Origin of the sequence: Terribacillus jepli, assembly GCF_047228925.1 — a bacterium.
GTDB lineage: Bacteria > Bacillota > Bacilli > Bacillales > Amphibacillaceae > Terribacillus.
The window spans coordinates 72,497-93,543 of sequence record NZ_JBFEGH010000008.1; the positions used below are offsets into that span (position 1 = coordinate 72,497).

Genomic DNA, 21,047 nt, shown 5'->3' on the forward strand with positions numbered 1-21,047 from the left:
ACTCTATTAAATGAATTGAATTAAATGCAGGATTGGGAAAACAAAAATCATACTGTCGAAGCGATCCAATATTCCGCCATGCCCCGGCAGGATTTTTCCGGAATCCTTTACAAGATAATGTCGTTTAAAAGCAGATTCGACCATATCTCCAAGCTGCCCGAAGACAGCAATCAGGATACAAACACCCGCGACGATCCAAACGGATCCGCTCACAGGCGAAATCAGATGGAACACAACCCCAGCGATACAGCCTAGAATAAGTCCGCCGATACCGCCTTCAACCGTTTTATTCGGGCTGATTGTCGGCCATAGCTTACGTTTTCCAAACGCTCTTCCGAAGAAATAAGCTCCTGAATCAGTAGCCCATATAACAACCAGTACAAAAATGAACTTGGATAACCCGGTTACGACATGTCCTTCGATCACTTCATTCGGGGCGTTCCTTGTAATGATGAAATAAAGGAAGCCGAATCCTATATACACAACCGTGATCAGCAGGAATCCAGCATCTTCAAACGTGAACCGATTCTTTGCGAGTACCGTGTAGCTCAATAGAAGAATGACGGAGAATAACAGGATGTCCGTTTTATTGGTATGTATATCGAATATTGTATTGATCATGCCCAATTCCGGGGAGAGCAGTCCCCATAACAGCAAGACACTCACAACGGATGGCACTTTGTATTTTGCTATTTTGCGCATACGCAGAAGCTCGATGAAGGCAATGGTCGCTATCAAATAAATGAACGCCTCGAACCACACCTTACCAAGCAGTACGAATACCATGAAAAATATTCCTGCAATAATCGCTGTAATCAATCGTTGCTTCATTATTAATTATTCACCTCAAATACCGCCATAGCGCCTTTTTCTGTTCTGGAAATCACTGACTGCCTGCTCGAACAGCAGCTCGTCGAAATCAGGCCACAGTACTTCCGTAAACCAGAGCTCTGCATAAGCACTCTGCCAAAGGAGGAAGTTGCTTAAACGATGCTCACCGCTCGTACGGATTATCAAATCAGGGTCTGCCATTTTTTCCGTATATAAATAGCGGGAAATACACGTTTCATCAATATCTGCCATTTGCAGCTTATTGTCGTGGATGTCCTGCATCATATTTTGTACAGCATGTACAAGCTCATACCGTCCGCCATAATTCAAGGCAAAGTTGAGGATGAGACCATCATTATGTTTGGTCTTTTCCATCGCTTCTTTAACAGCTTCCCTGGTGAAGGACGGCAGCCCTTCCAGATCTCCGATTGTCTGTACCTTGACATTCTCTTCGATAAGCTCCGGCAAGTATGTCGTCAAAAACTCCTTCGGCAGCTTCATCAAGAAATCCACTTCTGTTTGTGGACGTTTCCAATTTTCCTTGGAAAAGGCATATAAGGTAAGTACTTTCACATCAATCCGGTTGGCAGCTTTTACAATGCGCCGAACTGTCGTCATCCCTTCTTTATGCCCAGCAATCCTCGGAAGTCCGCGTTTTTTCGCCCAGCGTCCGTTTCCGTCCATGATTATGGCCACATGTTCGGGGATATTCTCAAGCTTCAGTGTCGACGGCTGTAATTCTATTCTTCTTTTCCTGTTGAAAAAAGGAAGTTTAATCATCTTGAATCCTCCATTGGGCTTTATTCTCTGATGACTAGATAGCCATAGGTGCCCTGTGCAGTACTGCTCTTTGCTTCTCACAAAAAGAGCAAAAACCCCCTTTGGCAAGAGGGTCTTGTACTACTTATTTTACATGGTTAAGGGTCAAACTTCCATTATTTCTTTTTCTTTGTCTTTCGCAAGACCTTCAAGCTGACTGATATGCTTATCCGTTTCCGTTTGCACATCATCCTGGAAGCCCTTCAAATCATCTTCCGTGATTTCTTTATTCTTTTCGGATTTCTTCAGTTGCTCGTTGCTGTCACGACGAACATTACGAATCTGTACTTTTGCTTCTTCCAAATACTTGGACACAACCTTGACCAATTCTTTCCGGCGCTCCTCTGTCAATGCAGGGATGCTAAGGCGGATCAAATTACCGTCACTGGAAGGAGAAAGGCCTAAGTCTGCTTTTTGAATCGCTTTTTCGATGTCAGAAATAGCTGATTTGTCGTAAGGTGTGATCACAAGCATGCGTGCTTCCGGTGCAGTTACACCTGCAAGCTGATTCAATGGCGTGGAAGCACCATAATAATCTACATATACACTATCCAAAAGAGATGGATTCGCGCGTCCTGCACGTACAGTCGCCAGCTGTCTCGAGAAAGCCTGTACTGCTTGTGTCATTTTGCTTTGCGCATCCGAAATGATTGCTGTTGACATTAGTTATTCCCCCTGATAATCGTTCCGATGCTCTCACCGGAAACCGCTTTTTTGATATTTCCTTTTTCGCTGATAGAGAAGACAAGCAATGGAATATCATTATCCATACATAGTGAAGAAGCAGTTGAATCCATGACGCCAAGTCCTTCATTCAGGACATCCAAATATGTCAATGAATCATACTTCACTGCATCTGCTACTAGTTTAGGATCTGCATTGTATACACCATCGACGTTATTCTTAGCCATCAGGATGACTTCTGCTTCGATTTCAGCTGCACGCAAAGCCGCAGTTGTGTCTGTTGAGAAATATGGATTACCTGTACCTGCTGCAAAGATGACAACACGTTTTTTCTCGAGATGACGAATTGCCTTGCGGCGGATATAAGGCTCGGCTACCTGACGCATCTCAATGGAAGTCTGTACTCTCGTCGGGATGCCAAGGTTCTCCAGGCTATCCTGCAGCGCAAGTGAATTCATCACAGTAGCAAGCATGCCCATATAGTCAGCATTCGCACGATCCATTCCCATTTCGCTGCCGACTTTTCCGCGCCAGATGTTACCGCCGCCGACAACAACCGCAACTTCCACTCCCATTTCAGCTACTTCTTTCACTTGTTCCGCAATCGAGCGGATGACTGAAGGTTCGATACCATAGCCAACCTGGCCGCTCAATGCTTCTCCACTTAGTTTCAATACGATTCTTTTATAGCGTGCTGTAGTCATCGGATCCTCCAAAGGTATGTATTTTGTAAAAAAGGGAACACCAAGTGTCCCCTCTCTTTTGTCGTCCTTATTTTTTAACTTGGCTCATTACTTCATCAACGAAGTTATCTTCGCGTTTTTCCATACCTTCGCCAACTTCATAACGAACAAAGCTAACAACGGAAGCACCTTTGTCGGTTACGTATTTCTTCACTTTTTGATCTGGATCTTTGATGAAGCTTTGTTCAAGCAAGCAGATCTCTTCGAAGAATTTGCCTAGGCGGCCTTCTACCATCTTTTCAACGATGTTTTCTGGCTTGCCTTCGTTTAGAGCTTGTGTTTTCAATACTTCACGCTCGCGTTCCACTTCGTCAGCAGCCACTGCATCACGGGAAACGTAGCGAGGGTTTACCGCTGCAACGTGCATTGCAACATCTTTACCAAGCTCAGCATCAGTTGTACCGTCAAGCAATGCCAATACACCGATACGTCCGCCACCATGGATGTAAGCACCAAATGCTTGGTTTTCCGTTTTGTTCACTAAAGCGAAACGGCGAAGGGAGATTTTTTCTCCGATTTTAGCGATCGCAGCGTTGATGTACTCACCAACAGTTTGCTCTTCATTGATTTTTTGGTCAAGAGCTTCTTCCACGCTTGCTGGTTTGTCAGCAAGGATGTGCTGTGCAAGTTCGTTGAGCAAAGATTGGAACTGATCGTTTTTTGTAACGAAGTCAGTTTCACAGTTCACTTCAAGCAATACTGCAGAATCGCCTTCTGTAGCGATGAAAGTGGAACCTTCCGCAGCGACGCGGTCCGCTTTCTTGGCTGCTTTCGCAATACCGTTCTCGCGAAGGTAATCGATCGCTTTTTCCATATCTCCATCTGTTTGTGTCAATGCTTTTTTACAGTCCATCATACCAGCGCCAGTTTTTTCGCGCAATTCTTTTACCATTTGTGCCGTGATTGCCATCGTAAATGCCTCCTTAGGGGTTTGGACAATTAGTCTTTAAAAAAGGGTGATAAAAGGTCCCCCCTTATCACCCTTCATCCATTACTCGCTTACAGCTTCTGTAGCTTCTTCTTCAGCAGCTGGAGCTTCTTGGTCTTCCAATTCTTCACCTTGCTTGGATTCCAGGATGGCATCCGCCATTTTGGAAGTAAGCAATTTGACAGCGCGGATTGCGTCGTCATTCGCAGGGATCACGTAATCGATTTCGTCCGGATCACAGTTCGTATCAACGATACCGATGATTGGGATGTTCAATTTGTGAGCTTCTGCAATTGCGATTCTTTCTTTACGTGGGTCGATAACGAATAGAGCGTCTGGAATTCTTTCCATGTCTTTGATACCGCCAAGGAATTTCACAAGACGTTCTTTTTCTTTAAGCAAACCTACTACTTCTTTCTTAGGAAGTACTTCGAAAGTACCGTCTTCTTCCATGCGCTCGATGGATTTCAAACGGTTGATACGTTTGCGGATAGTCTGGAAGTTAGTAAGTGTACCGCCCAACCAGCGTTGGTTGACAAAGTACTGTCCAGAACGGATAGCTTCTTCTTTCACAGATTCCTGTGCTTGTTTCTTCGTACCTACGAATAGGATAGTACCGCCATCAGCAGCAAGTTCTTTCACGTAGTTGTACGCTTCGTCGACTTTCTTGACTGTTTTCTGAAGGTCGATGATGTAGATGCCGTTACGCTCAGTGAAGATATATTTCTTCATCTTCGGGTTCCAACGGCGAGTCTGGTGACCGAAATGAACACCAGCTTCAAGCAATTGTTTCATTGAAATGACTGACATAGTGTTTTCCTCCTAATGGTTTTTTCTCCTCCGACTGCTTCATCTTTTATCGGGAACTGACAGTTTGTCAGCACCTCCCGTAAAAATCGGCAGACGTGTGTATTAACACCAAAAATAAATATAGCACAGCTATTTCCGTCAATCAAGCATCTTAGACATGTTTCTCAGCTATTTCTGTGCTTTTCCCCATTTTTCTTCATGAGAAGTATCAATTCTACTTCCGTTTTGCCCATTCCAAGCTGTTTTGCAATCTCTGCAGCTGACAGACCTTGGTCATTCAGCTGCAGAACACGCCCTACATTGGACATGGATATATCATCTTCCGCTTCTGCCGGCTGCGGAGGTGGATAGTCTGATTCAGGCACTGTGTCCTCCGCTGTTTCCGGAATAGAATCGGACTGACTGTTTTTTTCTTTTGCAATGGCATTTACAGGGGCCTTCGGTGGCTTTCCCTTCAGAAGTCGCTCATTCTCCTCCCTGAGTTCTTCAAGGATGGTACCAAGCATCGCTTCGTATGCTTTTTTCTCCTCTTGATGCTGGCTTTCCTGGTGCGTCACCTTCGATTGCAATGTACGGATAGCGATGAAAGTCAATACATGAAGCAGAAGGCTGGCATAGACTAATAGTGTGAGCATGGAAAACCTTCTTTCTATATAAAGTGGAAATAGCTTTCAGCTGATTGCTGAAAGCTTGGCTAGGGATTCCCGTAATTTAAAAACGGCACGTTTGTGAATCTGCGAAATTCGCGATGTCGTCAATTCCAGTATGTGTCCGATTTCTGTAAACGTCAATTCTTCCTTGTAAAAAAGGCTGATCACAAGCTGTTCATGATCATTCAGCTGCTTGATGCTATCTGTCAGCTGGTTTATGAGTTCTTTCTGCAGCATTGCTTCTTCCGGTTGGGGTGTCTTGAGATCTGGTAGTACATAGCTTGTATCCTGTTTGTCCTGCTTTGGCAGAGCTGGTTTGTCATCCATGGAGAGGACATTGGAAAATAACGCATCACGCACAGCTTCTTCGACTTCATCCCGGCTTAATCCAGTGGACTTGGCAATCTCCATGCTGGTCGGTTTCCTTTCCAGGGATTGTTCAAGCGCTGCTGCTGCTGCTTCTATTTTTTTCACTTTATCCCGCACCGTCCGGGGAAGCCAGTCCTCCTTCCGCAGACCGTCCATTATGGCTCCTCTGACACGGAAGGAAGCATAGGTTTCAAATTTGAGATCCCTGCTTGGTTCGAACTTTTGTAAAGCATCATACAATCCCGTATAACCGAAGCTTCTGACATCATCCCTGCTCACACTGGAGGGGAGGTGAGCAGCGATGCGCTGCGTATGGTATTCGACAACATGCATATACATCCGCATCAATTCATTGGCAGCTTCGCTATCTTTCTTATAAAACCAGCTGTTCCAATACTGCTGTTCTGTTTCTGATCCATAACTGATCATGAAACTCCCTCCTTTGTTTGCTGCTCTGTCCCAAGCTTGAAGCTGCTCCATTATATGATCGCTTCCTCTTTACTTACTGTTTTTATCTTCAATCCACATGTTTCGGTATCAAATTCAATCGTACGTCCATTGGTACCCCCGACATCCTTGCTTTCGATAGGTATCCGATATTCCCGAAGCTTCTGTTCCACTGCTTCGATATTACGCGGTCCGATCCGCATCTTTTCATCAGTCGACATAAACGAAAACATCTGTGCTCCGCCTGCCAGCTTGGCTTTGAAGCGACTGTTGCTCGCCCCCAGTCTCACAAGGTTCGCGATTAAATCATCTATGGAAGTATCTGCATATTTATTGCGGTTCATCTGTGCTTGCTTGGCAAGATTCGAATCCGGGAGCATGACATGCGCCATACCCGCCACCCTTTTTTGCTTATCATAAATGACAACCCCGACACATGATCCAAGCCCGGCGGTTCGGAGATGCTGTGGATGGACGGCGATTTTGGCATCAGCGATCCCAACATGCAATATTTCCGTTTCAGTCATCTTCCTCGACTCCTAAGGCTCGGAATAAATAGCCGAATGCATCAGGGTCGAGCAGGAGCAGGAATTTACCTTCGACCATATGCTGCTGCTGATTTGTGTGGCTGAGTGAAATGACAGTATCAATGACAACTGTATAATCACTCTCTTGAGCGATTTCAATCAAACCATTAGCCAGGATGGCTCCACCCATATCGACGCTGATTTGCGGAACCGATGGCTGCATATTCACTTTCGAGAAATCGCTTATTGCGGACAAATAACTTCCTGCCAGTATATTTCCCATCTCATTCAAAGCAGAAAGGTTAATGTCATCTTTGGATGTATTGGACCATGAGAAACTCGCATCACCAGTTATATAATGGACGAATAGCTCCGCTTCTTTTGGCTCCAGGAGGAAAAACATATTTCCAGGCGCATCCCCCTGAACCCTGAGATATATAGCCGCCAGCGGCTGTTCGGCTCCGCCGATCGATTCGATCAATTCATTGAAGTGACAAATTCTGACCGCAGGAACCTTCATGTCAATATCCTGCTGAAGCAAGGAGGAAAGAGCAGTAGCAGCATTACCTGCCCCGATGTTACCAGCTTCCTTCAATGCATCCAGCTGATCTTCCGTTATATGCTGAAGATCATACATCAGCTTTCGATAGACTTGATTGCTTCGATCTCATGGAATTTCAGTACTTTTCTAAGATCAAGCAAGATGACAAGTCTATCCTCCAAATTCACTACTCCGTCAATGTAATCGATATCGATCGCTCCGATCACTTGCGGTGCTTTTTCAATTTTATTGACTGGAATATCGACGACATCATTGGCTGCATCAACAATCAAACCGATCGAGGTCTCTTCCAAGTCCACGATGATGATTCTCGTGTTTTCATCGACTGGGGTTTCCTCCAGCCCAAGACGGCTTCTCAAATCAACTATCGGCGTAACGACCCCGCGCATGTTGATGACACCTTTGATGAAATCTTCCGTATTCGGGACCCTGGTAATGTGTTCCATCTTCTCGATTGAACCTACTTGTGTAACTGGTACTGCATATTCTTCGTTTTTCAATTGAAAAACGATCACTTTTACATCTTGTACGATTTCTTCTGCCATGATAAACCCTCCTTATTTGATTAGCGCATTGCTGTCAATGATAAGCGCCACTTGACCATCTCCTAAAATAGTGGCACCGGAAATAGCAAATATCTCAGTCAAGTAGTTTCCGAGAGATTTAAGTACGATCTCTTGCTGGCCGATAAACCCATCCACGATCAAGCCAGCCGACTTATCACCTTTTTTGATGATGACGACAGAGTAATAATCCGTCTCCTCATACACATTTGGTACTTGGAATACATCTTTCAACGAAACAAGGGGAACGACTCTTCCGCGAAAATCGATTACAGCCTGATTATGCACATGCATGATGTCCGATTTTGGAATGATGGCTGTTTCGATGATAGAGGAAAGCGGAACAGCGTATTTCTCTTTTTGGATTTCCACTAGCAACACACTGATGATGGACAAAGTCAGCGGCAGCTCGATGCTGAACATTGATCCTTTTCCTTCTTCGGAACTTATCGTAATCGTACCGCCAAGTGATTCGATTGTATTCCGGACGACATCCAACCCTACACCGCGACCGGAAATATCCGAAATGGTTTCAGCCGTGGAAAAGCCGCTTTCCATGATCAAGCCGAATATTTGGTTGTCATTCATGATTGCTGCTTGTTCTTTTGTGATAAGACCATTATTGATTGCTTTATCCGTAATTTTCTTCCGATTGATCCCGGCGCCATCATCACTGATGTCGATAAAGACGTGGTTGCCAGAATGGTAGGCTTTCAGCTTGATAGTTCCCGTTTCCGGCTTTCCTAGTCCCCGTCTTACTTCCGGGGTTTCGATACCATGATCCAAGCTGTTTCGAATCAGATGCACTAGTGGATCACCAATTTCATCGATGACTGTACGATCGAGCTCTGTTTCGGCACCTTCAATCTGCAAGTCGATTTTCTTACCCAAATCTTTGGCAAGCTGGCGCACCATACGCGGGAATCGATTGAATACTTGGTCAATGGAAACCATGCGCATTGTCAATACGATGCTTTGAAGGTCGCCGGAAATCCTGGCCATTCGCTCTACAGTCTCATGCAGTTCTGGATGCTTTACTTCTTCAGCGATTTGTTCAAGTCTGCCTCGATCAATTACCAGTTCCTCGAACAGGTTCATCAAGATATCAAGACGTTCGATATTCACACGGATCGTCTTATTGCTTTGCTGAGCTTTTTTCTCGGTTGTTATCGCTTCTGTTTTTTCTTCCATCACGGCAGCTGCAGTTTCTCCATTTGCTGCATCTTGGATATGCTTATATGTATCGATGAAGAAATCCTGGATCGTGACTGCATCTATCTCGGATACTTTTAATATTTTTTCCTCGATAAGTTCTTTCGACTCTTTCGTCACGAGCAATAATTCAAAGGTTTGATCGAATGCCTCATCCTCAAGCTGTGAAACATCTGGATTGGATTTAACCACTTCGCCCAATGCTTCAAGCACCTCGAATACCATGTAGACCCGGGCAGCTTTCAGCATGCAGTCTTCACGCAAAGTGACTTTCGTGTAGAAGTTCTGGAATCCTTTTTCCTCACTCTCACGCAATACAGCCAGTTCGAACTCATCCAATAAAAGATTGGATTGACCTTCAGGTGTTTTGTCTTCAGCTGCTGCTTCGCTTTGATGAAGTGCTTCGCCAGACTCAATCGCTTCCAGCTGACGAACCAATGCTGTTACCTCTTTTGTCCCTGCTCCTCCAGATTCGATATCCAGCACCATTTCCTCCAGATTATCAACAGCTTCAAATACGATATCAAGTATATCTGGATTGATTGTAATCTGATGATTCCGGATTGCATCGAGTACGTTCTCCATCTGATGCGTCAAATTAGCCAAGTCCTGGTACCCCATCGTGGCGGACATACCTTTCAGCGTATGCGCGGAGCGGAAGATTTCATTGACCAATCCGATATCCTCAGGCTGTTTTTCCAGTTCCAGCAAATGCTGATTCAAGCTTTGCAGATGCTCTTTGCTTTCTTCAATGAATACACCTAAATACTGATCTATTTCCATTGGTTGACCCCCTCTAAAAGATTGACCCTCTGTTGTATAGCTGCAGCGATGGACTGTACCGGACAAACATGATGGAGCAATCCTGCCTCTGCAGCAGCCCTTGGCATACCATACACAACACAGGATTCCGCCGATTCACCGATACTGAATACAGATGGCTGTCTCTCCCTGATTTTGCGCAAGCCCTCCGTTCCATCCGCCCCCATGCCTGTCATGATAACGGTACAAATATCCACATTCTCTAAACTGCTGATCGATTCGAACATACGATCCACAGAAGGACGATGCCCTTTCACGGGATCCTCCATCGTCAGTTTGGCAATAAGCCGGCTGTCTGCCTGCTCGATCGTCAGATGCTGGCCCCCGGGTGCAATGTAAACCACGCCATTTTTCAACGTTTCATTTTGCTGGGCTTCTTTGACTTTTATCGCACTTAAGCCGTCCAGGCGTTCTGCCAGGGATTTTGTGAATCCTACCGGCATATGCTGCACAACGACAACTGGCGCCCCCAGAGCAGATGGAAGTTTTCCTACTACTTCCTGCAAAGCGCGCGGGCCTCCGGTAGATGTTCCGATTGCTATAAGACTCCGATCAGCTCGTTTCCTTCCAGGCGTTTTCGCGATCATCTTCACATCAGCCGCTTTGACTTGCTGTTTAACTGAGAGCCGGGAAGCTGACGCTGCTACAACTTTGACAACCAGCTCATCCCGGACCTTGTCCAAATCCAAGGAAATCGAGCCAGAAGGCTTTGCAATGAAATCTACTGCACCAATTGACATGGCATGAATGGTCATATCCGCACCTTGTTTTGTGAGGCTTGAGAGCATGACCACCGGCAGCGGATGCTTCTGCATGATTTCCTTCAGTGCATCAATCCCATTCATGATCGGCATTTCGACATCCATTGTCACTACATCAGGCTTCAACTGACTGATTTGTCCCAATCCGTCCTTGCCGTTCCGAGCTGTTCCGATGACTTCAAGCCGATCATCACTATTCAGGAGGTCCGAAATGATTTTTCGCATAAAAGCGGAATCATCAACGACCAAAACGCGTATTTTTCCCATTGGCTCCTCCTCCCCCCATCCAGATATCTTTTAATCTGCCAATGAATGATGTTTTTACTTTAGCTGTCGTTTCTTGCTCGGGTTTCAGATAACTGGCTGCGAGCTGCTTGATGATGGCTCCTGCTTTTGACTCCTTCTGATTTATAAACGGCTCCTGCATCTTTACTGATTTAGGAATCTGTTTATCTTCCGGAAGAATTCCCAAAAGAACGATTTCTGCTTGGAGGAAAGTCTGCACAACTTCCTTCATGCGGGCAGCGGTATCCCGTCCTTCTCGCTTATCCATTGCCCGATTGACTAGGAGATACATAGGTAGATCCGCATTCCGGTTCTTGATATGTTTGATCAGCGCATAAGCATCCATCATACTCGTCGGTTCGGTAGTCGTGATGATGATGCTTTCATCCGCTGCCAAAATGAAACCTGCACTTTCTTCAGTTAAACCGGCCCCCATATCCAGGATCACAAAGTCGTATAGCCGCTGGGCCCTTTCAAATTCCTGCTGGAAATGGGCAACACCCGCTCGATCCATCCGGAAAAATTCATCCATGGCTGCACCAGCGGCAATGAAGTGGAGACCATCTGGTCCGGTTTCTGCGATCTCTTCTATCCTTAATCTGTTCTCGATCATTTCCACAAAAGATCGTTTAGCCGAAGTGCCCAGCAGTATTTCAATATTCCCCATACCAAGATCCAGATCGATAAGCAGCACCGATTTTCCAAGCTTACCCAGTGCTAAAGAAAAGTTCAGCGCAACATTCGATTTGCCAACTCCGCCTTTCCCGCTGGCTATAGCTACAGTGCGTGCCAGTGACTTCCGCTGGATGCTTGCCCGGAGTTTAGCAGCTTGATCATACACGAGCAGTCGCCTCCATCACACTTTTCGCCAGATAAGATGCAGATGGGACGAGGATATCATCGGGTACATCCTGACCATGTGTCAGATAAGCAACTCCTATATGGGCCTGCTGAACCAAATTCAATATTCCGCCATACCGGCTTGCTTCATCCATCTTCGTGAATATGAATTGCTTGATCGGCAAATGCGCAAACTGTTCGTAAACTTTGGACAAATCACTGGCCCTCGTTGTGAGGGACAATGCCAGATAAGTTTCTGCCTCCTGATACAAATCGAGTGTGCGCTCCAGCTCTTTCACATAAGCTGAGTCGGTGAAATTCCTGCCTGCAGTATCAATGAAAACCAGATCATAATCGGCAAGCTTCTCCCTTGCAGCCTTATAGTCTTCGAGCGAATAAGCAACTTCCAGCGGTACTTCCAATATTTTGGCGTACGTCCTGAGTTGATCGATGGCCGCAATCCTATATGTGTCTGTCGTGATGAATGCAACTCTCTTCTGATCGACCAAAGCGCTTTTTGCAGCCAGTTTAGCGATGGTCGTTGTCTTTCCTACTCCGGTCGGACCTACAAGATGGATGAACTTTTTCTCGAACTGTACAGGCTGCTGAACCTTTTCAAATCGTTTTACCAGATTCCCATAAAGTATCTGTTCGGCATCCTCATTGGAGTCGTTCCCAAGGAGATGTTCCATCAGCCCGGAAGCAATCTGCGGATGAACCTCATTATGCAGGAGTCGGTCATACAATCCTTGCAGCGGCAGGGCATAATGTCTAGTCTGATTGGAAATGGCAGTCTTCAATTCCTGTTTAAGAGCCGTGATTTCAGCTGATAAATCCTTATCAGCCGAAACCTTCTCCGCTTTTGGCAGAGGCTCATCCCTTGAAATCACAGTTTTTTGCACTGTTTGACTTCCGTTGGTGACATCAGGATCGAGTGCTGCGATGACTTCGATCCGCTTCTTTTTAAAAAGACCGAGGATTCCGCCGCTTGTCAGTTCTTTCGTGCGCAGGATGACTGCATCCTTGCCAAGGTCCCGTCTGATTTGAATCATCGCTTCAGGCATCGTAGCAGCTGTATATTTCTTCATTTTCATGCGACATTCACCATCCCGACACTTCTGATTTCTGTTGTATTGTCCAATTCATTGTAGGATAGAACGACTGCATGAGGCAGGCTGCGATCAAGCAGCTGGCGTACGTACATGCGTATCGTAGGTGAACACAAAACGATGACTGTCTCTTCCCGCAATGACAAACGTTCTGCCTGTTCCATGACTGACTCTACGATTTTTTGCTGAGATTCTGGATCCAAGGACAAATAGTTCCCATGTTCCGTTTGCTGGATATGGTCCGCTATCATTTTCTCGACACCCCCAGAAACGGTGATGACTTGCAATGGCTGTCTATTTTGGACATATTGCTTGGTGATTTGCGGTGCTAGTGCTTGGCGAGCGTATTCCGCAAGCAAATCAGTATCCGTCGTCATCCGGCCAAAATCAGCCAAAGTCTCGAAAATGACCGGCAAGTTCCTGACAGATACATGCTCACGCAGCAATTTTGCCAGCACCTTTTGCACATCCCCGACGGAAAGCGGCTCTGGTGTCACTTCCTCTGCAAGAATCGGATACGATTCCTTCAAATGATCGATAAGCTGCTTCGTTTCCTGTCTGCCGAGCAGTTCATGGGCATGGCGTTTGATCATTTCCGTAAGATGAGTCGATACAACCGATGGAGGGTCGACGACTGTGTAGCCGGAGAGCTCTGCCTCATCCTTCGTTTCCTCACTGATCCATTTGGCAGGCAAACCAAAAGCTGGTTCCAGCGTATCGATACCATCCAAGCCGTCATCTTCGACTCCCGGACTCATCGCTAAGTAATGGTCAAGCAGCACCTCGCCGGCTGCCACATCATTTCCTTTGATCTTCAAACGATATTCATTTGGTCCAAGCTGGATATTATCGCGTATACGAACTACCGGGATGACAATACCGAGCTCGATTGCCAACTGCTTGCGGATCATGACAATCCGATCAAGCAAGTCTCCGCCTTGATTCGTATCAGCCAGCGGTATGAGTGCATAACCGAATTCGAATTCGATCGGATCCATACTGAGCAGATTCACTACATTGTCGGAAGACTTCATCGAAGTCTCCTCCTGTACATCTTCCGACTCGACGCTTATTGTCTCTTCTTGCTTTTGTGCCCGGGATAGGAAGAAGGCAGCACCAGCAAGTATGGCAGCGATGGAAGTTGTCAGGAAGAAGTTGATCGGTGTCAAACCAAGCAGGAAGATCGTACCTGCCGCAATGTACAGCAAGCTAGGAAAACGGAATAGCTGTTTGGTTACATCACTGCCGAGGTTCCCTTCTGAAGCTACCCTTGTCACAACGATACCTGTTGCAGTAGAAATCAGGATTGCCGGGATCTGTGTTACCAATCCATCACCTACCGTAAGACGCATATACGTATTGATTGCTTCCTGGAAGCTCATCCCCAATTGCATCATTCCGATGATCAAACCGAAAACAATATTGATCAACACGATGATGATCCCAGCAATGGCATCACCTTTTACGAACTTGCTCGCACCATCCATTGCACCGTAGAAATCGGCTTCATTCTCTACTTTTTCTCGGCGTTTTTTTGCCTCCACATCAGATATCATGCCTGCATTCAAGTCAGCATCGATACTCATCTGCTTTCCTGGCATCGCATCAAGGGTGAAACGGGCAGCCACTTCAGAAACTCGCTCCGATCCTTTTGTGATAACCAGGAATTGGATGATGACCAAAATGATGAAAACGACAAAGCCGACAAGCGGGTTATCCCCGATCACGAAGCTGCCGAACGTCTCTACTACCCCACCGGCGTGTCCTTCAGAGAGGATGGCTCTAGTGGTGGAGATATTCAATGCCAAGCGGAACAGCGTCAGCAAAAGTAAGAGAGAAGGAAAGATCGAAAATTGCAGCGCTTCCTCGGTATTCATCGACACGAGAATAACTATCAAAGCAAGCGAGATATTCGTCAGGATCAAAATGCTCAAAAGCCAGCCCGGCATCGGGATGACGAGCATGACGATCACTAAAATTACTGCTATAAGTACTGACATATCCTTAAGTTTCATGTTGAATTTCCTCTTCTCTTACAATTTACGCTCCGTGCGGTAAACGAAGGCGAGCACTTCTGCAACTGCTTGGAAAAACTCTTCCTGGATCGGCTGATTAAGCTCCACTTTTTTATATAATCCGCGTGCCAGCGGTTTGTTTTCCACCATCATTACATCATTCGCCTTTGCAATTTCCTTGATTTTAAGCGCTACATGGTCCATTCCTTTCGCAATGACAATCGGTGTATCAGACTTTTTGTCGTCATACTGTATGGCAATCGCGAAGTGAGTCGGGTTGGTAATGACGACATCGGCTTTTGGAACCTCACTCATCATCCTCATCATGGACATCTGACGCTGCTTTTCTTTAATTTTGGAACGAATCAATGGATTACCTTCCATGTTTTTATGCTCATCCTTGATATCCTGTTTGGACATGCGGATATTCTTCTCAAAGTCAAACCGCTGATACGCATAATCCAGTACTGCAATGAACAGCAAAGCCAAAGTAGCTGCAAAACCCATATATAACGTTATCTTGCCGAAAAACTGCATGGCATTCTCCGGAGCCTTCATGAACATGGTCATAACCGTATCCATGTTCTGCCAAAGCACATAGAAAGTCACCGCACCTACCAACCCGATCTTCAGCAAAGATTTCAGCAGCTCGACCAAAGCTCGGACAGAAAAAATACGTTTTGCCCCTTGGATTGGGTCAATCTTTTTCAAGTCAAACTTTATTGCTTCCCCGCTGAAAAGCAATCCGAACTGCCCAAAATTAGAAACCAGACCTGCAACGATGGCAAAGCCCATTATCGGGCCGACGATTTTAGCCAGGGCTATGCTCATCTCGACTAGCAGCGTCTGCACTGTATTTGCGGTGACTTCCTGTGTGAGATATACATCAAATACACTTGTGAATAACTGGAGGAACTGTCCTTTGAAATATCCGCCCATCAAAGCCAGGACCCCTAAGGAGATTAAAAGCAATATTGCGGTATTGACATCCTGGCTCTTGGCAACCTGTCCTTTTTTCCTAGTATCCTGCCGTTTTTTCGGCGTCGCTTTCTCTGTTTTCTCACCAGCGAAAAATTGCAGATCCAAACGGTATTTCATTTAAGCCCCTCCAAACAGAACCATCAAATCACGCATCGCCACAAGCATATAGTCGAACAAGTGCCGAACCACTGTCATATAAACGCCGATCGAAAGAAATAGCAGCACGAATGCCACAAGTATCTTAATCGGCAAGCCAACGACAAAAACGTTCAACTGCGGCACTGTTCTTGCTACTATTCCGATGGCTACGTCAACCAGAAACAGACAGCCGACAAGCGGTATACTCATCTGGAATGCGATTAGAAACATCTGCCCGAAGGATCGGAGCACCAATTCTATAAATGATTGATCGCCAAATGGCACCATTTCATCCAAAGGAATCAGCTGATAACTGTAGAAAATACCATCGATCAAGAGCAGATGCCCGTTGACGGACAGCAGGAACAACGTTGCAATCGTATAAAGGAATTGACCTGTCAAAGGACTTTGAGCCCTCGTAACCGGATCGATGACATTGGCAATCGCAAATCCCATTTGAAAATCGATCAAACCTCCGGCAACATTGATTGCCTGAATGACGATGAATGCGAGCAGGCCGATTGTCAGGCCAACCATCGCTTCCTTGAAAAGTAAAAGGAAATACGTATGGTCGACCGGTATCGTCGGCCGATCGATCGTAAAGAAAATGATCAAAGCAAGGAAAAAGCTGAATCCAATCTTGAATGTTGTCGGCACATTCCGGTAAGAAAATAGCGGGACTGTCACAAAAAAAGCGACCAGACGAACCAAAATCAATGCAAATGCTGGTACAACGGTATAATCAATCTGCTCCAGCATCTACTCAGCCCACAAATTGATCCAAATTCTGCAGTATACCTGCAGTGAACTCGACCATTCTTGTCAGCATCCACGGTCCGAAGAATACCAAACCCACCAATACTGCGACAATTTTTGGAATGAACGCAAGCGTCTGTTCCTGTATTTGCGTTGTCGCTTGGAATATACTGACGATCAGACCAACAGCAAGTGCCAGGATAAGCAAAGGTCCGCTGACGATCAGCACTGTATAGATACCGCGTTCTGCGATGGAAATAACAAATTCACTACTCATAAACGTTACGCTCCTTCATTCGCTAAAACCCTCGCAGCAACGAGGATGTGACCAAATACCAGCCATCCACCAGAACGAATAACAGAATCTTGAATGGCAATGAAATGATTACCGGCGGCAGCATCATCATCCCCATTGACATAAGGATGCTGGCCACGGCCATATCAATGACCAGGAATGGGATGAAAATCATGAACCCCATTTGGAAAGCCGTCTTCAGCTCACTGATGGCAAAGGCCGGCACAAGCGTTGACAACGGAATATCCTCGACTGATTCCGGTTTTTCCAATCCGGCATAATTCATGAATAGAGATAAATCCTTTTGTCTTGTTTCTTCCGCCATAAACGTCTTGATCGGACCGCTTGCTTCTGTATAGGCGTCATCAAGCGATATTTCATCATTCATCAATGGTGTGATAGCCTGATCATTTATTTCATTGAAGGTCGGTGCCATGATGAAGAAGGTCATGAATAATGCAATCCCGATTAAAACTTGTGTCGGTGGTGTCTGCTGTGTCCCTAAGCTCATCCTTACAAACGAAAGCACGACAACAATCCTCGTAAAGCATGTCATCAGGATCAAAATTCCTGGTGCCAAGGAAAAAACAGTCAATAATAGCAGCAATTTTACCGAGGTCGATACACTCTCGGGGTCGGTTCCAGAAAATATATTGATAAAATCATTCATCGTCCGTATCCTTCCTTTGCTGCTGTTTCAATTTGTTTCGTGACTGTTTCAGCTTCCTTATTTCCTCTTTGAATTGTTCCTGGAAGCTGGATGCAGCCTCACCTTCCTGTATTGCCGCTTGCTGGTGCTTTTCCTCTTGCTGTTTCTTGCCCGGCATTATATTCGCCAATAAGGCTGATGCCTTCATTTCCTGCTGATCTTGTTCCGTTAATTCCTTGATTGTCCGCTCATCATCGATTTCAGTCAGTAAATCGACATTGTCCCCGACTCCAAGCATATACACTTTTTCACCAACCCGGACAATTTGGACTGACTTATTGTTACCAAGTGCGATACCACCAATATTCTCCATAGCCCGGACTTGCTGGAATAGTCGATTCCGCTTATTCAAAAACTTGAGTAGGACATAGATCAGTCCAAGCACGACTGCCAGTGCCAATGCAAGCTTTACTAGATTCAAAAAGGTCGATGTGCCTCCAGCTTTTGCATCAGCCGAATCCGCTGCAGGTGTATTCTCTTGTTGATTTCCGGCTTCATTCATATCTTTGCAGTCATCCGATTGCGCAGCATCTGTCTTTAAGCAATCCTCCACACTCGCTGCCGCTTCGACAGGAATCGGAGAAATGGCTAGATGCACCAACACAAGGAGCATGCATGCCCAGACTGTTCTTTTCATCATTTCCTACTCACCTTTTTTAGCTCAATGCTTTTTGGATTGCTTCTACAACACGATCTGCCTGGAATGGTTTGACGATGAAGTCCTTGGCACCAGCTTGAATGGCATCGATGACCATCGCTTGCTGCCCCATGGCAGAGCACATAATCACTTTTGCATCTGGATATTGGCTTGTAATTTCCTTCATTGCTGCAATACCATCCATTTCCGGCATTGTAATATCCATCGTCACCAAATCAGGAGTCAATTCCTTATATTTTTCAACTGCCTGCTGGCCATCTTGTGCTTCCCCTACAACTTCAAAGCCGTTCTTTGTCAAGATATCCTTGATCATCATGCGCATGAATGCAGCGTCGTCTACGATTAGAATTCTGTTTCCCATATTTTTCTCTTCCTTTCAATGGTCAAATTAGTTGATTGATTTTAATCTATCGGATTGGCTGAGGATATCCGTTACACGTACACCGAAATTCTCTTCGATGACGACAACTTCCCCTTTAGCAATCAATTTATCATTGACATGGATGTCCACCGGTTCACCTGCAAGCTTGTCCAATTCCACGACAGAACCGACCGATAGCTCAAGGATCTCCTTGATGGTGCGTTTTGTACGGCCTAGCTCAACCGAAACTTTCAAAGGGATGTCCATAAGCAAATCCAAATTGCGCGGCTGCTCGGCCGGGGCAGCAGCTGGTGTATCAAAACTCGTGAAAGCTGCTTGCTGCACATTCGGGGCAGGGCTTGTCGGCTGCGGTGCTGTTTGCTGCATTGTTTGTGCAGTTGTTTCCTTAACAGACGGCTGTGCTTGACTTGGAGCTTCCTGTACTGGCTGTGCCGTTACTTCCGGTTCTGCCGGAGCAGGCTGCAACAGCTCATTGACCATGTCCTTGGCAAAATCGGTTGATAATAGCTGCATGATGGAAGAGTCGATCAATTCACCGATTTTCAAATCGAATGACACACTCACTACCTGATCTTCGTCAGGCAATTTATCGGCTCCAGTACCATCCGATAGATTCATCAATGCAATGGACGGAGGAGAAATATCCACCTTTTTACTGAATACGGTGCTCATGCTCGTAGCCGCTGCACCCATCATCTGGTTCATTGCTTCCTGTACAGCACTTTGATGGATTTCATTGAACTCCTCAGCTGGTGCATTTCCATCACCGCCAAGCATTAAATCAGCAATGATGGCAGCATCACTCTGCTTGATGACGAACAAGTTCGTACCCGAAAACCCTTCCGTATAGCTTACTTCGATAGCCACATTGGGCTGTGGGAATTTCTCATATAAATCGGACCGTTTGACAATTGAAGTTTTAGGTGTTGTGATGTCCACCTTCTGATTCAAAAGTGTCGATAATGTTGTTGCTGAACTACCGAACGAGATATTGCCTATTTCACCAAGTGCATCTACTTCCATCGAATCCAAATCTTCTTTAGGGAGGATCTGCTCATCATCTGTGCTGGTCGAATCATCATCTGATCCATTCAATAATGCATCTATCTCTTCTTGGGATAACATATTGTCAGTCATTTTCTTCCCCCCCTGTTTCAATCTCTTCCATTATTTGTATCGCCATTCTATTTTTCTGTTTGCCTGGCTGCGCCTTGAATTTTACTTGGTTGTCCACTTTTACATCCATTGGACGATCAATCGGCTGATTCAGCATCAGCACATCACCTTCCTGGAGTTTCATCAATTCCTCTACCTGAATCGTCGTCTCTCCGAGAATCGCCTTCAAGTCGATGGAAGCTTTCTGTATACTGGCCGATAAATCCCGCCATTCCGTTTCGTTACCTTGCTTGTCTACAGGAGCCTGCATCCAGTAATGAATGGAAAGCTTCGATATAATCGGCTCCAAGACAACATGCGGAATACAGATATTGATCATACCGGACGTTTCCCCGATTGTTGAATTCAGTGTTACCACGACGACCGTCTCATTCGGAGAGACCATTTGAAGGAACTGTGGGTTGACCTCAAACTCTTCCAATAATGGCTCTACTTCCTCTATCGATTGCCATGCCGCTTTCAAGTTCTCCATTCCGGATTCAAACAACTGTGTCATGAGTATCGTTTCAATTTCAGTCAAATTGTTGATCTTATTGACACTGCTGCCGCGCCCGCCAAGTGTCCTATCCAGCATTGCAAACGCTATGTTCGGATCATACTCCATCATAATCTTGCCCTCGAGCGGTGATAGACTATATGTATTCAGAATGGTCATCGTCGGAATCGAACGGATGAACTCCTCATAAGGCACTTGATCGACAGACGCGACCGATATCTGAACAAACGTCCGCAACCTGGCTGAGTAGAAAGTCGTCAGTAATCTTGCGAAATTCTCATGAACACGCGTGATGCTGCGTATTTGATCTTTCGAGAAACGGAGTGCCCGTTTAAAGTCATATGTTTTCACCTTTTTGGCTTTATCGTCCTGTTTCAGCTCATCTGCATCCATTTCACCGGAAGATATAGCGGATAACAGTGCATCGATCTCATGCTGTGATAAGACCTCTTCTGCCATGCACGTCACCTCCGTTCCTG

The 21,047-nt window shown here is 45.7% G+C and carries 24 protein-coding genes; all 24 read right to left on the reverse strand.

The features are described 5' to 3' along the window. Window positions 1–6: 6 nt before the first annotated feature. Window positions 7–831: a phosphatidate cytidylyltransferase gene (locus tag AB1K91_RS10590; protein WP_413089823.1), complete on the reverse strand. Its 825-nt coding sequence runs from the start codon at window positions 829–831 to the stop codon at window positions 7–9. Window positions 832–846: 15 nt separating this feature from the next. After that, a complete protein-coding gene (gene uppS / locus AB1K91_RS10595) occupies window positions 847–1,611 on the reverse strand; it encodes an undecaprenyl pyrophosphate synthase (protein WP_413089824.1) in 765 nt (254 codons plus the stop codon). A 144-nt stretch (window positions 1,612–1,755) separates the two neighbouring features. Continuing rightward, window positions 1,756–2,313 (reverse strand): ribosome recycling factor, encoded by a 558-nt coding sequence (frr, locus tag AB1K91_RS10600; RefSeq protein WP_413089825.1) that lies wholly within the window; start codon window positions 2,311–2,313, stop codon window positions 1,756–1,758. After that, the gene (gene pyrH / locus AB1K91_RS10605; protein ID WP_093726570.1) at window positions 2,313–3,038 is read right to left on the reverse strand and encodes a UMP kinase; all 726 of its coding nucleotides are present in this window, start codon (window positions 3,036–3,038) and stop codon (window positions 2,313–2,315) included. Before pyrH ends, frr begins: the two co-directional genes overlap by 1 nt. A gap of 67 nt (window positions 3,039–3,105) precedes the next feature. Next, window positions 3,106–3,987: a translation elongation factor Ts gene (gene tsf, locus AB1K91_RS10610; protein WP_413089826.1), complete on the reverse strand. Its 882-nt coding sequence runs from the start codon at window positions 3,985–3,987 to the stop codon at window positions 3,106–3,108. 81 nt (window positions 3,988–4,068) lie between these two features. Then, window positions 4,069–4,815 carry a 30S ribosomal protein S2 gene (gene rpsB / locus AB1K91_RS10615; protein WP_093726572.1) on the reverse strand — a complete coding sequence of 249 codons (747 nt, stop codon included), beginning with the start codon at window positions 4,813–4,815 and terminating at the stop codon, window positions 4,069–4,071. A gap of 164 nt (window positions 4,816–4,979) precedes the next feature. After that, window positions 4,980–5,450 carry a DUF6115 domain-containing protein gene (locus AB1K91_RS10620; protein WP_413089827.1) on the reverse strand — a complete coding sequence of 157 codons (471 nt, stop codon included), beginning with the start codon at window positions 5,448–5,450 and terminating at the stop codon, window positions 4,980–4,982. A gap of 36 nt (window positions 5,451–5,486) precedes the next feature. Next, entirely contained in the window at window positions 5,487–6,263 is a 777-nt protein-coding gene (locus AB1K91_RS10625) for a FliA/WhiG family RNA polymerase sigma factor (RefSeq protein ID WP_413089828.1), read from the reverse strand. Between the two features lie 50 nt (window positions 6,264–6,313). Then, window positions 6,314–6,808 (reverse strand): chemotaxis protein CheD, encoded by a 495-nt coding sequence (locus AB1K91_RS10630; protein WP_413089829.1) that lies wholly within the window; start codon window positions 6,806–6,808, stop codon window positions 6,314–6,316. Beyond that, a complete protein-coding gene (locus AB1K91_RS10635) occupies window positions 6,801–7,445 on the reverse strand; it encodes a chemotaxis protein CheC (RefSeq protein ID WP_413089830.1) in 645 nt (214 codons plus the stop codon). Before AB1K91_RS10635 ends, AB1K91_RS10630 begins: the two co-directional genes overlap by 8 nt. Next, the gene (locus AB1K91_RS10640; protein ID WP_413089831.1) at window positions 7,445–7,915 is read right to left on the reverse strand and encodes a chemotaxis protein CheW; all 471 of its coding nucleotides are present in this window, start codon (window positions 7,913–7,915) and stop codon (window positions 7,445–7,447) included. The genes AB1K91_RS10635 and AB1K91_RS10640 overlap by 1 nt, the downstream gene beginning before the upstream one ends. Window positions 7,916–7,927: 12 nt before the next feature. Continuing rightward, window positions 7,928–9,928: a chemotaxis protein CheW gene (locus AB1K91_RS10645; protein WP_413089832.1), complete on the reverse strand. Its 2,001-nt coding sequence runs from the start codon at window positions 9,926–9,928 to the stop codon at window positions 7,928–7,930. Further along, a complete protein-coding gene (locus AB1K91_RS10650) occupies window positions 9,919–10,995 on the reverse strand; it encodes a protein-glutamate methylesterase/protein-glutamine glutaminase (protein WP_413089833.1) in 1,077 nt (358 codons plus the stop codon). Before AB1K91_RS10650 ends, AB1K91_RS10645 begins: the two co-directional genes overlap by 10 nt. Next, complete coding sequence (locus tag AB1K91_RS10655) at window positions 10,967–11,854, reverse strand: MinD/ParA family protein (RefSeq protein WP_413089834.1); 888 nt, start codon at window positions 11,852–11,854, stop codon at window positions 10,967–10,969. Before AB1K91_RS10655 ends, AB1K91_RS10650 begins: the two co-directional genes overlap by 29 nt. After that, entirely contained in the window at window positions 11,847–12,947 is a 1,101-nt protein-coding gene (flhF, locus tag AB1K91_RS10660; RefSeq protein ID WP_413089835.1) for a flagellar biosynthesis GTPase FlhF, read from the reverse strand. The genes AB1K91_RS10655 and flhF overlap by 8 nt, the downstream gene beginning before the upstream one ends. Next, window positions 12,944–14,977 (reverse strand): flagellar biosynthesis protein FlhA, encoded by a 2,034-nt coding sequence (flhA, locus tag AB1K91_RS10665; RefSeq protein ID WP_413089836.1) that lies wholly within the window; start codon window positions 14,975–14,977, stop codon window positions 12,944–12,946. Before flhA ends, flhF begins: the two co-directional genes overlap by 4 nt. Window positions 14,978–14,995: 18 nt before the next feature. Further along, window positions 14,996–16,075: a flagellar biosynthesis protein FlhB gene (gene flhB, locus AB1K91_RS10670; protein WP_413089837.1), complete on the reverse strand. Its 1,080-nt coding sequence runs from the start codon at window positions 16,073–16,075 to the stop codon at window positions 14,996–14,998. Further along, window positions 16,076–16,855 (reverse strand): flagellar biosynthetic protein FliR, encoded by a 780-nt coding sequence (gene fliR / locus AB1K91_RS10675; protein WP_413089838.1) that lies wholly within the window; start codon window positions 16,853–16,855, stop codon window positions 16,076–16,078. Between the two features lie 4 nt (window positions 16,856–16,859). Continuing rightward, entirely contained in the window at window positions 16,860–17,129 is a 270-nt protein-coding gene (gene fliQ / locus AB1K91_RS10680; protein WP_413089839.1) for a flagellar biosynthesis protein FliQ, read from the reverse strand. A 22-nt stretch (window positions 17,130–17,151) separates the two neighbouring features. Next, on the reverse strand, window positions 17,152–17,817 hold the full coding sequence (gene fliP / locus AB1K91_RS10685; RefSeq protein WP_413089840.1) for a flagellar type III secretion system pore protein FliP: 666 nt from the start codon (window positions 17,815–17,817) through the stop codon (window positions 17,152–17,154). Next, window positions 17,810–18,496, reverse strand: a complete 687-nt coding sequence (fliO, locus tag AB1K91_RS10690) for a flagellar biosynthetic protein FliO (protein WP_413089841.1) — start codon at window positions 18,494–18,496, stop codon at window positions 17,810–17,812. The genes fliP and fliO overlap by 8 nt, the downstream gene beginning before the upstream one ends. Window positions 18,497–18,512: 16 nt before the next feature. After that, window positions 18,513–18,875, reverse strand: a complete 363-nt coding sequence (locus AB1K91_RS10695; RefSeq protein ID WP_413089842.1) for a response regulator — start codon at window positions 18,873–18,875, stop codon at window positions 18,513–18,515. Window positions 18,876–18,902: 27 nt separating this feature from the next. Further along, entirely contained in the window at window positions 18,903–20,033 is a 1,131-nt protein-coding gene (gene fliY, locus AB1K91_RS10700; protein ID WP_413089843.1) for a flagellar motor switch phosphatase FliY, read from the reverse strand. Next, window positions 20,026–21,027 carry a flagellar motor switch protein FliM gene (gene fliM, locus AB1K91_RS10705; RefSeq protein ID WP_413089844.1) on the reverse strand — a complete coding sequence of 334 codons (1,002 nt, stop codon included), beginning with the start codon at window positions 21,025–21,027 and terminating at the stop codon, window positions 20,026–20,028. Before fliM ends, fliY begins: the two co-directional genes overlap by 8 nt. Between the last annotated feature and the right edge of the window lie 20 nt (window positions 21,028–21,047).